Genomic DNA, 13,661 nt, shown 5'->3' with positions numbered 1-13,661 from the left:
AACGCCAGCACGGGCACGCCGTGGCGGTTCGTCTTGGCGAACCACCGGGAGATCATGCCCTCGTTGCCCAGCGACCACACCATGCGCGTGGCCGCGTACAGCCCGGAATTCGCGGCGGACAGCACGGCCGTCAACACCACGAAGTTCATGATGTCGCCGGCGAACGGCAGGCCGATCGCGTTGAACACGAGCACGAACGGGCTTTCGTCCACGCCAGCGTCCTGCCAGGGGATCAGCGCGCTCATCACCGTGATCGAACCGATGAAGAACAGAATCAAACGCCACAGCGTGGTATGGATGGCCTTGGGCACGGCGGTTTCCGGATTACGCGTCTCGCCGGCGGTCACGCCGATCAACTCGGTGCCGGAAAACGCGAAGTTCACCGTGAGGATGGTGGTGAACACCGGCATGAATCCGTTCGGGAAGATGCCGTCCTTGACGAGGTTATGGAACATCGGGGCATGCTCGTAGCCGGCGATCGGGATGATGCCGAAGATCGCCAGCAGGCCGATGCCGATGAACGCGCAGATCGCCACCACTTTGATGGACGCGAACCAGAACTCCGCCTCGCCGAACACACGCACCGACAGTGCGTTCATGGTGAACACCAGTGCGATGCAGGCAGCGCTCCACACCCATGTCGGGGTATGCGGGAACCACCGTTGCATCAGCAGCCCCGCGGCCGTGAACTCCGATCCCAGCGCCACCGTCCATGTGATCCAATATTGCAGCGCTATCACGAACCCAGTCGCCGGCCCGATGAAACGCTCCGCATACACATGGAACGAGCCGGAGACCGGCATCGCCACGGACAATTCGCCCATGCAGAGCATCACCAGATACACGATGGCCGCGCCAATCGCATAGGCCAGGATCGTGCCGATGGGGCCGGCCGTATGGATGGTGAAGCCCGAGCTCAGGAACAGTCCCGTGCCGATCACGCCGCCCAAGGAGATCATCTGCAGGTGACGGGCCTCCATGCCGCGCCTAAGCGTGGTATGAGTCGACCGTTTCGCTCCGCCTTCATCCGATTCGGACGTGGTTTCGACGCCAGATGCGCCGGCTCCCTTCGACTCCCTCACCGTCCACTCCCCTCCGGCGGCCGTCCGCCGAACCGTTCGACAACCCTTCGCCGTCGAACGGCGGCGCAAACGTACGGCAGTCTACCGCACGTTGCGGATGCGGCGGATGGGACGCGGCGATGCGTAGTGGACTGCTCCGCCTCGGCCTTCTTAGGTCTAATCGCGACCCACACGCGAACGTTTTCCGTTTTCGTCAGTATGCATGTGCTCAATCGATGAGAGCGCCCACCTCTTGCTAAATTCCGCCACAGATGAATCGACGGGCCGAAGCGCACGCGTTCCGTTGGCGGTTTTGAGGTTCCATAGGCGGTCGTTCGCGCATACTCAATTTCGTCGCTCACGAAGAATCGCGGTATTCCGCCATTCTTGGATTCGCCGGCCAACCGGTTTTCTCATCCAGCCGCCTACAGAAGTCAAAAAACCGCCAACGGAACTCGCAGCACAATTGATTCGAAACGCAAACGGGCACTCCAGCACATCAATCGCCAAGCCAGCAATGTCCGTCGGCGGGCGCAATCACGCCGACCAGCGCAATGCAGGTATCCAACGAAGCGCACAGACGAGCACGAAGAAACACCATGGCCGGCGTTCCACCCGTTCCCCAAGACCATAAACAGCAGCCGCTGGATGATCTGACGTTGGCCGTGCCATATCCACAATCCGCCAACATCGGCGCCAACCAATTCATCTGGTCGTGGAACGCTTCTCCAAGGTGGGCATCAGCAATTGCGTGCAATGTATGTGCCCCGCCGGATTCTCCATTTCATCGAGGAGCAGCGTCATCGCCTGTCGGCCTATGTCGATCCCGGGGGATTCCACGACGCTGAGCGGCATTGGGCAACTGGAATCGATGCGGTCCCCCTCTGTGCCTATGACGCATAGATCCTGGGGGATGGATATCGTTCCCAGTTCCAGTATTGCCGTGACAAGCCCCGATGCCAGCCTGTCAGATCCGGCGATGATGCCGTCGGGACGTCGCTCCGCGGGCATGGCAACGATTCGAGCGCCGATGTCATAGCCATCGTCAAAGGTCAGACCTCCGGAATCGATGATTTCCAAGGTCGCCGACGACCCCGATGCCTTAAGGGTCTGTTCGATCCCCTGTTGGCGATTCATGATGGGCTGGTATGCAGAGTGCGCGATGTATGCGAGTTTCTGGCATCCATCGTGGAGCAAGGCACCGGTCGCGATCTCTCCCACAGCGGTGTCGTTCTTCAGCACCGAGCAATGATCCGCGGTCAAAGGATGGTTGAGGTGATCGATCATGATCGCCGGAATACCAGCTGCGCGCGCGAACGCCAGATCATCCTGGGAATCATCCAATGCGCTGATCAGCAGACCCGACACGTTCATCTGACAGAGCAAGTGCACCAATTCCGATTGCTTGCCTTTGTCCGACATGGCATGAACGCCTATGGGCTCCATGTCGTTGTTCTCGCAGATTTCCTGGATTCCCTCGAATATGGAGGTATACAAATAGTTCTCGATGTCGGCGATGACGTATCCGATGGTCTTTGTGCGAGTGGCATCACCGTTGCGACGTTTTTGGGCGCGGACATATCCCAGTTCCTCGATCGCGGCCTGTATCCTCTCCTTGAGGCGCTCCGAGACACGGTCGGGCGTATTGATGTAATTCGATACGGTGCCTATGGAAACGTGGGCCAGTTTCGCAACATCGCTGAGGCCCGCTTTGCGGCCAGTCTTTTCCTGAGTCATATTCATTATTATAAAACCATTAGCAATAATTATTGAAATGTCAATTTTCAAGATCAACGATTCATTTGAACACGTAGACAGTATTCACAGTCAATAAGTAGCTCTTTTACACAAAATACTGTTCAACACACCGGCGGCCACCGCGAGACAATCAGTCTCAAGTTATGAAAATACAAATTTCTATTTGACAAAAATTGAAATTTTAATATGATGAAAGAGTCTCGAAGAACAGAGGCACAACGAACCCATCCAGAAGACGCATGGAGGAAAGACGATGACGTCGCAAGAACAGCACAACCGCACCGAAGAAAACGAATGGCTGACGGCATTGGCCAAGCCTCTTCGTGAATACATCGAACAGTCCGCGGGACTGATGGTCAGGCCGGCGACCGAAGCGCTTCGTCACCCGTATGTGGTGCCGAGCACGCCGGATTCCCCCATCTACAGTTCGGATCTATGGGACTGGGATTCATGGTGGGCCAGCGTGGCCATGACCCAGGTGGAACTCGACACGGACCGCGACGGAGAGTTTCTGGAGGCGACGCGCGGTTCCGTGCTGGATTTCCTAGACCGCATCGACGACAACGGCGTGGTGCCGATCATGCTGTACCCCGATGGCAAGGGCTTCGAAAGCGTCGACCCCACGCTGTTCGACGAAGCGCACCCCCATGCGCAGAACATGCACAAGCCGATCCTGGCGCAGACCGCCGCCATGCTCATCCAAACCTATGGCGACGCATCGTGGATCGAGGACAGGATTGATGCCCTCGAACGTTTCGTCGACTGCTATATGACGCATCATGTTCATCCGGAGACCGGACTCGCATACTGGCAGACTGATTTCGCCATTGGCGTGGACAACGATCCCTCCGTGTTCTTCCGCCCCGACGGGAGCATCGCATCGATCTTCCTGAACTCGCTGCTCTATCGCGAGCTGCTGGGTCTGGGCTACATCCTCGAACGAATGGGACGAGTGGACGATTCCATCGCATGGCGCGAAAAGGCCCGTCATCTGCGCGACGCCGTGAACACCTATTGCTGGGACGACAGGGACGGCACCTATTACAGCGTAGATCTGAATCTGAGGGCCGTCGATCCCGACGTCTGGCTCCACCATGGCGCCCCTCGCTCCTGGCCGTGCGTGATCATGCGGATCGACAGCTGGTCGAGTTTCGCGCCGCTCTGGGCCGGAATCCCCGACCAGGCAAAAGCCGACCGCATGCGCCTGCGCTATCTGGAGAAGGAGACGTTCAACGCTAATTACGGCGTGCGCACCCTGTCCCGCCTGGAGCAGCAGTATATGGTCCGCGCCTCGAACAACCCCTCGTGCTGGCTGGGACCGATCTGGGGCATCTCCAACTACATGGTGTTCAGGGGCCTGGCGAAATACGGCTTTGACGAGGAGGCACGCGAACTGGCGGCGAAAACCGTGCGGCTCTTCGCCAACGATTTCAATGCCACCGGCTGCCTGCACGAATACTACGACCCCGACAGCGGCGAACCGGTGATGACCGCAGGATTCCAGAACTGGAATTTCCTGGTCATCACCATGATGGACTGGCTCGACGGCCGCAAGGTCCGCTACGAGTTCTGAGCGTTTGAATAGACACACATTCCAGAGGAACAGGAACGATAATCATGTCCGCAACAATCAACGAGGATAAGACCGTCGAGACGGGAGCCGGCATCACCACGAAGGTCGGCCGCTACATCACCGGCTATATCGCGTTCTGGCTGTTCACGGCAACCGGCGTCACGATGATCGCCAATGTGCTGATGCCCCAATTCGTGAAGAACATCCAGGCCGACAATCCCGCGGCGATCATCGGCATAGCCAGTTCCGTGGCCATGATCGTGGCCATGGTCAGCAACGTGGTGTTCGGAGCCATATCCGACCGCACGCGCAGCCGCTTCGGCAGGCGCGCACCGTGGCTGGTCATCGGCGGCATCGTCTCCATCGTCTCCTACGTGCTGATGCCGATGCAAACCAGCGGCGCAGGAGTGATCTTCGTGTACTCGCTCGCGCAAATCGGCATGAACATCATGTACGCGCCGTTCTACGCCGTGCTGTCCGACAATGTCCCCGAGGAAAAGCGCGGCACGGTGTCCATGGCCAACGGACTGGGCAATTCGATTGGCTGCGGCATCGGCCCCATGCTCGGCTCCGCATTCATCGATAACGTGAACGTCGGCCTCATCATCGGCGCCTTCCTCGTCGGTCTCGGAGGCATTGTCGTCGCCGTGATCTTCCCCAACAAGAACGACGTCGCCGTGATGAACGCCAGCGAGCGCCCCGACCGCACCGTGCTCCAGCAACTGGTGTACACGTTGACGCCGCCCCGCCACTGCCCCGATTTCTGGAAAGCGTTTGTCGGCCGCACGGCCATCATGCTGGCGGTGCAGATGATCAGCTCCTACCTGCTCTACCTCGTCCAGGACTACCTGCACTTCTCCAAGTCCGCGTCCGGCGCACTGATCGGCACTTACTCGCTGATCGTCACGATTGGCTCCTTCGTGACCCTGGCGGTCGGACCGCTGTCCGACAAACTCGGCCGCAGGAAGATGCCCGCCTACGTTGCGGTCGTCTTGATCTGCCTGAGCTTCGGATTCTGGCTGCTCGGCGGCTCCGGGCTCGTCGGCGCCTCGGCGGCCGTGATCGCCGCAGCCGTGTTCTACGGCGCGGGCTACGGCACGTTCACCGCCATCGACCAAGCGCTGAACGTCGACGTGCTGCCCAACAAGGAAGACGCCGGAAAGGACCTCGGCTTCATCAATGTCGGCACCACTGCCGGCATGGCGGCCGGAGCCCTGGTCACGTCCTCCCTCTACACACTCACCGGCAGCTACACAATCGTGTTCCCCGTGGCCATCGCCATGTGCATCATCGGCGCCCTAGCCATCAGCCGCATCAAGTCCGTGCGCTAAGGCGCTCCACCTCGGGAGGAACGTGCATAACTTCGCCTTCCTCCCGAGGTCTTTCCTGTGAATAATGAGGTGAATCAAATGGGTTTGCGCACAAGCTCGCCCCTTACCATCGGAGCCATCGCAGGCTCATTCCTGTCCGCCGCCGCCATCGTGGGCCTGTCCTCGACCATCACCGTCTGGCAATCGGAATTATCCCTTACCGGCACACAAGTGGGTCTGCTATCGGGGCTGCTCAGCCTAGGCATCGCCATCGGAAGCCTTGCAGCCAATGCGATCGCCCGGAGGGTCGGACGAATCGCGATATACCGGATGGCCTTGGCATTCGCAGCCCTGGGATTCGCAATCGCCGCCATGGCGCCCAATTTCACGGTGCTGCTGGCGGGCGTCATCATCACCGCCGTCACAACAGGCGTCGATTTGCCCGTCGCGCTATCGCTGGTTTCCGAAACGCGATACACGGGAACGGACGCCGCCCGGCAAGTGTCTTTGACCCAGAGCGGCTGGCAGCTTGGCATCTTTGCGGTCATGATTCTGGCTTTCACCGTTTCCTGGTTCCCGGGCAACATCGGATGCAGAGCCGTCTACATCTTCCTGACGCTGGCCGCCTTGGCGACTTCGTGGTATCGATGCCGCCGGGTGAAGTTCGAGGAAAGCCGCGGCACGCACGAATGCAGTGATTCCGGAATCGAACCGGCAGGCAAGAAGCAGGCGTTCTGGAAGATGCTCACCAAACGCGACGCCATTTTGTTCATGGCGATCGTCGTGTTCTACGTGTTCTGGAATTTCCTGGGCAATACGTGGGGCCAGTTCCAGACGTTCATCTTCGTGAATGCCCACGCCACGCAATCGTTGGCCACAGGAGTGGGCATCGTCATCTGCTTCGTCACGTTCCTGGCCAGCTTGATTATTCCCATGGTCAGCGGAACCCGATTCGAAAACCCCTTGTTCTATCTGGGCGGCCTGTTGACCACAAGCTCGCTATTGGTCCTGGCATTCCAAGCCGACCAGCTCGTATGGCTGATCGTGATGACGGGTTTCCTCAACACAGGACTGGTGTTCGCAGGCGAAGCGGCAAGCAAGGTATGGATACAGACCTCATTCGCCGACGCCGGGCAGCGAACGGCAATCCAAGGGTTTGTGCTCGCAGTGTCCCGGATATGCTGCAGCCTGTTGGCATTGGTCACACCTTTGATGGTGATGCCCAGCACCATCAAACTCACCATGTTGGTGTTCTTCGGATTCGCACTGATCTCCTTCGCGGCCGGACTGGGCATCATCATGATGCGCAGGGCAAAAGATAAGTAGGGCCATCCATTCACCTTAAACGAGGATCCGCGGGGCGCTTTCCGGAAGACCGAGCAAGTTTTTGACTTACTCTCGGTCTCCCGGAAAGCGCCCCGCGGCGCATCGGTCAAGCCATCGGCTTACGCTACAGGTAGCGTAGCGCTACGCAAAACGTAGCGGTATTGGATAGTGGGGACGAACGGAGACAAGCCGATGCACAACACCCTCGCGGTATTCTGGCGCGATCTGAAACGGCTAGCGCGCGTGCCGCTGTCGTGGATCATCATCGTGGCGCTGTGGGTGCTGCCGGCGATGTATGCCTGGGTCAACGTCATCGGGTTCTGGGACCCCTATGGCCGCACGCAGCGCATCGAGGTGTCCGTGGCCAGCGAGGACAAGGGCACCGACAACGCCCTCATGGGCAGGATGAATCTCGGCGACCAGATCATCGCCACCCTCAAGACCAACAAGGACATCGGCTGGAAATTCACCGACACGGCGCAGGCCATGCGCGACGTCGAGGCCGGCGACAGCTACGCCGCCATCATCATTCCCAAGGATTTCAGCGACAATCTCGGAGCGCTGATCACCGGCGGAAAGCAGCGCCCCCAGCTGGACTATTACGTCAACGAAAAGGCCAGTCCGATCGCACCGAAGGTCACCGACACGGCCGCCGGCACGGTGGACCGGCAGGTCAACGAGACCTTCGTATCGACCGTCTCCAAGGTCGTCAGCGAGGCAGCCAACAAGACGGGCGACGCCGCCAGCCAGGCCAAGGACAACGCGCTCGACAAGACGACCGCAGCCCTCGCCACCGTCCACGACGACGTGGCGCAGGCGCGAGCCACCATCAAGACGCTCGACGACACGCTTTCCGGCATACCGGAGAAGACCAAGAACGCACGCGCCGACCTCGACACCCTGCGTACGCTCGGCACGAACGCCGACGACACCCTGCAGGATGCCTCGAAACTGCTCACCGACACGCAGACCTCGGTGACCGGATTCTCCGCGAACGCCACCAAGGCGCTCTCGGCGGGCACGGGAGATCTCTCGCAGGCGCTGACGCTGGCCAACGGATTGGCCTCGTCGCTCAACGGCAGCATAGCCACGGCCAACGGGCACGTCGGCGGGGCGATCGACGCGGTCGGCGACGTCAACGATGCGATCGGCTCCGTCATCGCCACGCTGCGGCAGCATACGGCCGACCTGCCGGCGCTCGACGGCATCATCGCCCGCCTGCAATCCAATAACGACCGCCTGGGCGGCGCCATCGACGATCTCAAAACGCTCAATTCCGACCTCGGCACGATCGGAGACAATGCCGACGCCTTGAGCCAGCAGATCAACCAGTCGGCGCAGGACACACTCGACAACATCAACACCGCCCAGCAGGGGCTGGTGGCCGGCGCGGTCCCCCAGCTCAACTCCGGCCTGGCGACGCTGTCGGCCAGCGCCTCGTCGATCGGCACCGCCATCACCGCGCAATCCGCGCTCGTCGACCAAGCCGGCACCGTGCTCACCCAGCTCGACGACGCCTCCGCCTCGGCCGTCAGCGCGCTCGAAAGCACCGACAAATCACTCGCCGGCATACAGGACCGTCTGTCGACGATGAGCACCGATCTGAGCGCGCTGAAGGATGCGAATGTCATCCGGCAGATCATGGGGGCCGACGGCGGGGCGCAGGACACGGACGATACGAACAACACCGCCCAAGATTCCGCCTTCCTCGACGTCGACGCCATCGCCGACTTCATGCTCTCCCCCACCGTCCTCGACACGCACACGCTCTACCCGGTCAATTCCTACGGCTCCGGCATGGCGCCGCTGTTCACGAACCTGTCGATGTGGGTCGGCGCGTTCATGCTTGTCGTGCTGCTGCGCCTCGAGGCCGACGACGAGGGCATCACGGCGCTCACGCCCACGCAGGGCTATCTCGGCCGCTGGCTGCTGCTGGCACTTATGGGCGTCATGCAGGGGCTCACGGTGACGGCCGGCGACCTCATCATCGGCGTGCAGTCCGTCAATCCCGCGGCCTTCCTGCTCACGGGCGCGCTCACCTCGCTGGTCTATGTCGCCATCGCCTACGCACTTTCGCTCACCTTCCTGCACATCGGCAAGGCGCTGTGCATGGTGCTGATCATCCTGCAGATCCCGGGCGCGTCCGGACTGTATCCAATCGAAATGATGCCCGCGTTCTTCCGCAACCTCTATCCGTATTTTCCGTTCAGCTACGGCATCGCGGCGATGCGCGAGACCATCGGCGGCTTCTACGACGGCCATTGGATGCGCGATATGGGCCACCTCGCACTCTATGCGGCGCTTGCCTTCGCGCTGGGTCTGTTCGTCCGCCCGCGCATCGCCAACCTCAACCGCATGTTCGCCCGCGAAATCGCCGAAAGCGACATCATGCGCGGCGAACCGGTGTCGATCCGCGGACGCGAATATCCGATCGCGCAGGCGCTGCACGCGCTCGGCGACCGCGCGGAATACCGCGAATACATCACCGATAAGGCGGCGCGTTTCGCCGAGCTCTATCCCCGGCTCAAACGCGGCGCGCTGATCGTCGGGCTGGTCGTGCCCCTGGCGCTGGTCGTCACCTTCTCGCTGACGACCGACACCAAGCTGGAGGCGCTGGCCGCCTGGACCGTGTGGGTGCTGATCGTCATCGCCTTCCTGCTGATGCTCGAATACGCGCGCGACAGCGTGCGCCGCCAAGTCGAATTGGGCACGCTGAGCGACGAAACGATACAGGAGGCGATATCGCAGCGGGAACGCGAGCGCGAGGCGAGCCTGCGGCAGAAGCGGCAGTGGGCGCTGACGAAACGCGCGCGGCGAAGGGGAAGCCGCGCCGGGCATGGCTCAGGCAAACATATGCCGGCAGCGCATGCGTCGGCATCACAGACGCCAGACGGGCATATTCCGGCGCAACGCACGACGGCCGAGCACGAGGGGAGACACACGGCATGAAAAAGATGTGGCTTATCTTCGTCGGCGACGTGCGCCGCGCCTTCGGCAACGTCGTGTCGGTGATCTGCGTGATCGGCTTGGTCGCCATCCCGAGCCTGTTCGCATGGTTCAATATCGCGGCGAGCTGGGATCCCTTCGGCAATCTCAAGAACCTCAAGTTCGCGGTGGCGAACGTCGACGAGGGATATAAATCCGATCTGATACCGCTCAAGGTGTCGGTCGGCGGCGATGTCGTCGACGCGCTTCGCGCCAACAGCCAGCTCGACTGGACCATCACCTCGAAGGAGGATGCGCTCGACGGCACGAAATCCGGCAAATACTACGCCGCCATCGTCATTCCGAAGGATTTCAGCGAGCATATGATGACCTTCTTCTCGGACGGCGGCGAGCATGCCAAGCTCGATTATTACCGCAACGAGAAGCTGTCGGCGCTCGCCCCGAATCTGACCGGCGAGGGCGCGGACGAGGTGGCGGCGCAGGTCAACCAGACCTTTGTGACGACGCTGACCAGCGCGGCGCTCAATATCGCCACTTCGCTCGCCGACATGGCATCCACGCCCGAAGCCTCGCGCATGCTCTCGTCGTTCACCGCGAACGTCGGCGAATTCGCCACCCAACTCAAGGACACAGGCTCGCTGCTGGGCACCTATCGCTCGCTGACCGACTCGGCCCAATCGCTGCTCAATGGCGCCGACGCGCTGCTCAAGCAATCCGGAAAATCGATGGACGAAGTGGGCTCTACCGTCAAGAACGCCGATACCGGCGCCGATGATATGACCGCGGCGCTGAACTCCGCCTCCGACACCTTGGAAAGCGCTCTCAAGGCCAGCGCCGACGGGTTCGCGGCCGTGGGCGACGACCTCGACAAGCTCGTGGGCTCGGCGAACACCAGCGTCGCGGACGCAGCCTCGGCCCTGCGGAACCGGGCCACGGCGATGGATGACATCAAACAGCCCCTGATATCCATCCGCGACGATTTGCAGGCCCTGCGGGACAAGGCGCCGCTGCTGGGACTGGTGCTCGATCCGCAGATCGCCTCGCTGCAGCGCAGCATCGACCGCATCAGCGCGGTGCAGAACGCGCTCAACGATGCGGCTGCCAAGCTCGAACAGGGGCAGGCGGACACACAGCAGACGCTTGACCAGATCGACGGGCTCATCGGGCAGGCCAAGGATTCCCTCGGCGGCGTGCAGTCGGATTTCTCGACGGCATTGCGGCCGCAGGTCGACCAGCTCTCGCGCGACGTGACCGACACGCTCAAGGTGCTCGACGACGGCACTGCGCAGCTGCACGGCGCGCTCGACGACCTCGGCACGGCCACCAAGTCGGCCGGCGACGGGCTCAAGCAGCTGCGCTCGACGCTCGGCACCATGTCCTCGCAGCTCAACGACGCCGGCGACACCTTGGCGAACTTCCAATCCTCGCTGTCCTCGGCGCTTGGCTCGGGCGATCTAAGTCAGGTCCGCGAGCTGCTCGGCGGGGACGTGGAGGGGCTTGCCTCCGCGCTCGCCGCGCCCGTGCAGCTCAAACGCAAGGCCCTGTTCCCGGTGGCGAACTTCGGCTCGACGATGGCGCCGTATTACACCTTCGTCCCCTTGTGGACCGCCTCGCTGCTCATCGCGATGACGCTGAACACCTCGATGTCGCGCCGCCGCCGGCTCGAGCTCGGCGATCCGCGCCCGCATCAGCTTTTCCTTGGGCATTTCGGCATATTCGCGCTGATTTCGCTGATCCAGAGCACCGTCAGTTGTGCCGGCTCGCTGCTGTTCCTGCGCGTGCAGGCCGTCCATCCGCTGCTGTTCATGCTTTCTGGATGGATCTCGGGGCTGCTGTTCGTGCTGTTCGCCTACACGCTGGTCGTGAGCTTCGGCAACGTGGGCAAGGCCATCGGCATGCTGCTGCTGGTGTTCCAGGTCTCGGGTTCGGCCGGCTCGTATCCGAGCGAGGTGCTGCCCGGCTTCATGCAATGGCTGAGCCCGATGTTGCCGATCACGCATTCGATCAACGCGATGCGCGCGGCCATCGCCGGCGTCTACGACAACGATTTCTGGCGGGAGATCGGCGTACTGCTGCTCTTCGTGCCGCCGCTGCTGTTGCTCGGCCTGCTGCTGCGCAAGCCGTTGGTCGGCTTCAACCGATGGATCGACGGGCAGTTGGAGAAAACGAAATTGATTGCCTGAGCGGCGGCCGACCGACGGCATGGCATATGGAAGCACGAGGATATGGGGAGACGGAGGACGATATGGGCACCTTGGCCACGGCCATCGCGGAATCGCATGCGGCGCGGCGCGCACGCACGCGCGAGGAGACGGACCGCAAGATCATGCAGGCCGCGCTGCGCATCGCCATGTCACGCGGCATCGCGGCGGTGACGATCGAGGAAGTGTCGCGCGATTCCGGCGTGGCCAAGACCACGATCTACCGGCGATATCGCAACGCCGACGACCTGTTGCGCCAGTTGAGCGCATGGAAGCTCGACGACGCCGATGTCTCCGAATTCGAGATCTCGCGCGACGGGTTGGAGGCGATGCTGCGGCATGTGATCGCACGCTTCGACGAGGGCATCGGCGTCAAGGCCATCGGCATGGTGCTCTCCTCCGACAGCGAGTTCTTCGGGCATATCGTCGAACAGGTGGTGATGCCCGCCAAGGCGCGGCTCGCGGAATATCTGCGGCGGGGACAGGCTCTCGGCGCGCTGCGGGGCGATCTGGACGTGGACTTCCTGTTCTCGACGATGCTGGGATCGATGGTCGCCAATGAAACGCTCGGAGGGCGCATGGGCGGGGAGGACAGTCCGGCTGAAACGACCGAGCCGGGCGAGTCGACTGACTCGGTTAGCCCGTCCGCGCTGGATTGGCCGGCGCGTATGGCCAATTTAATCTGGCCAACGATCGTGGCGACTTCTCGATAAGGGAGACGCCACTGTCAAAACGGCAATGGCGGAATTCCAACGATTTGTCGAAAAGGGTGTGGCAGCGCGCTTATTTCCACGTCACCACGCCCTTTGCCGCCCGCCCCCTCACTCGGCCGGAACCGATGCCTCCTGACGCGCGACCTCCAGAGCCTTATTGAATGCCTCGGAGGTCCAGCTGGCGCCGGCCACCTTATCGACCTTGAGGTCCTTGAGCGGCTTGCCGTCGACGACGCCGTTGATGGCCGCCGCGAAGGCGTCCTGATGCTTCTTGGAGATCGAGGTGAAGGGGTGCCCGATCACCTCCACGCTGTCAACGTTGCCGGACTTGACCGTGACATGCACATCGATCGTGTCCTCGCCGATCGGCCCGTATTGGCCGTTGATCGAATAGGTGCCGTCGGCATAGTTGCCGGTGTCCTGTTTGGCGGATTCGCCGTCCGCCCCGGAACCGGCGCCATCGGAACCGTCATTCGCGCCAGAATCCGATTCCCCATCGCCCTGCGACTGCGCTTCCTGCGATTGCTCGGTCTCCCCCGAGTTGCCGGCATATTCGTCGTCCATCGGCTTGGCCGTCGGCTCGCCGCATCCGGCCAGCAGTGTCAGCGCGACGGCCGCGAGCGCCGCCGTCTTCACCGCAGCGCCGGCCCCGGCTCCGGTTCCAGTCGCGGCAGTGGCTTTGGCCGCGGCTTCAGCCCCGGCACCAGCGCCGACGCCAGCCCTGATTCCCTCCATATCGCGCTTCATACAACGCCTCTCCTTCCCATGCATAT

The 13,661-nt window shown here is 61.8% G+C and carries 9 protein-coding genes; 6 read left to right on the top strand and 3 right to left on the bottom strand.

From position 1 onward, the window contains the following. Both AC1AUD_RS12535 and AC1AUD_RS12530 read right to left on the bottom strand, forming a co-directional pair. Positions 1-1,082, bottom strand: a 1,082-nt coding sequence (locus tag AC1AUD_RS12535; protein WP_476574715.1) for an amino acid permease, incomplete at its 3' end; no start/stop codon positions are given. A gap of 684 nt (positions 1,083-1,766) precedes the next feature. Continuing rightward, positions 1,767-2,798, bottom strand: coding sequence for a LacI family DNA-binding transcriptional regulator (locus tag AC1AUD_RS12530; RefSeq protein WP_476574714.1), 1,032 nt, complete (start codon positions 2,796-2,798; stop codon positions 1,767-1,769). A gap of 274 nt (positions 2,799-3,072) precedes the next feature. On the opposite strand from AC1AUD_RS12530, the gene AC1AUD_RS12525 reads away from it, so the two are divergent. From AC1AUD_RS12525 to AC1AUD_RS12500, 6 genes are all read left to right on the top strand, one after another. Next, on the top strand, positions 3,073-4,392 hold the full coding sequence (locus tag AC1AUD_RS12525; RefSeq protein ID WP_476574713.1) for an amylo-alpha-1,6-glucosidase: 1,320 nt from the start codon (positions 3,073-3,075) through the stop codon (positions 4,390-4,392). Between the two features lie 44 nt (positions 4,393-4,436). Then, positions 4,437-5,723, top strand: coding sequence for an MFS transporter (locus tag AC1AUD_RS12520; protein ID WP_476574712.1), 1,287 nt, complete (start codon positions 4,437-4,439; stop codon positions 5,721-5,723). 78 nt (positions 5,724-5,801) lie between these two features. Next, complete coding sequence (locus tag AC1AUD_RS12515) at positions 5,802-7,028, top strand: MFS transporter (RefSeq protein WP_476574711.1); 1,227 nt, start codon at positions 5,802-5,804, stop codon at positions 7,026-7,028. A gap of 192 nt (positions 7,029-7,220) precedes the next feature. Next, positions 7,221-9,977, top strand: coding sequence for a YhgE/Pip family protein (locus AC1AUD_RS12510; protein ID WP_476574710.1), 2,757 nt, complete (start codon positions 7,221-7,223; stop codon positions 9,975-9,977). Then, the gene (locus AC1AUD_RS12505; protein WP_476574709.1) at positions 9,974-12,157 is read left to right on the top strand and encodes a YhgE/Pip domain-containing protein; all 2,184 of its coding nucleotides are present in this window, start codon (positions 9,974-9,976) and stop codon (positions 12,155-12,157) included. The genes AC1AUD_RS12510 and AC1AUD_RS12505 overlap by 4 nt, the downstream gene beginning before the upstream one ends. A gap of 62 nt (positions 12,158-12,219) precedes the next feature. Next, positions 12,220-12,888 (top strand): TetR/AcrR family transcriptional regulator, encoded by a 669-nt coding sequence (locus AC1AUD_RS12500; protein ID WP_476574708.1) that lies wholly within the window; start codon positions 12,220-12,222, stop codon positions 12,886-12,888. 108 nt (positions 12,889-12,996) lie between these two features. On the opposite strand, the gene AC1AUD_RS12495 is transcribed toward AC1AUD_RS12500, so the two are convergent. Next, the gene (locus AC1AUD_RS12495) at positions 12,997-13,635 is read right to left on the bottom strand and encodes an FMN-binding protein (protein ID WP_476574707.1); all 639 of its coding nucleotides are present in this window, start codon (positions 13,633-13,635) and stop codon (positions 12,997-12,999) included. Between the last annotated feature and the right edge of the window lie 26 nt (positions 13,636-13,661).

The sequence above is a fragment of the Bifidobacterium sp. LH_730 genome (assembly GCF_056355835.1).
This window is presented reverse-complemented; position numbering and strand designations above follow the sequence as displayed.

Excerpts from the sequence above, each read along its gene's own strand:
- AC1AUD_RS12530 (WP_476574714.1), bottom strand. The coding sequence starts at position 2,798 with ATGACTCAGGAAAAGACTGGCCGCAAAGCGGGCCTCAGCGATGTTGCG.
- AC1AUD_RS12525 (WP_476574713.1), top strand. The coding sequence starts at position 3,073 with ATGACGTCGCAAGAACAGCACAACCGCACCGAAGAAAACGAATGGCTG.
- AC1AUD_RS12520 (WP_476574712.1), top strand. The coding sequence starts at position 4,437 with ATGTCCGCAACAATCAACGAGGATAAGACCGTCGAGACGGGAGCCGGC.
- AC1AUD_RS12515 (WP_476574711.1), top strand. The coding sequence starts at position 5,802 with ATGGGTTTGCGCACAAGCTCGCCCCTTACCATCGGAGCCATCGCAGGC.
- AC1AUD_RS12510 (WP_476574710.1), top strand. The coding sequence starts at position 7,221 with ATGCACAACACCCTCGCGGTATTCTGGCGCGATCTGAAACGGCTAGCG.
- AC1AUD_RS12505 (WP_476574709.1), top strand. The coding sequence starts at position 9,974 with ATGAAAAAGATGTGGCTTATCTTCGTCGGCGACGTGCGCCGCGCCTTC.
- AC1AUD_RS12500 (WP_476574708.1), top strand. The coding sequence starts at position 12,220 with ATGGGCACCTTGGCCACGGCCATCGCGGAATCGCATGCGGCGCGGCGC.
- AC1AUD_RS12495 (WP_476574707.1), bottom strand. The coding sequence starts at position 13,635 with ATGAAGCGCGATATGGAGGGAATCAGGGCTGGCGTCGGCGCTGGTGCC.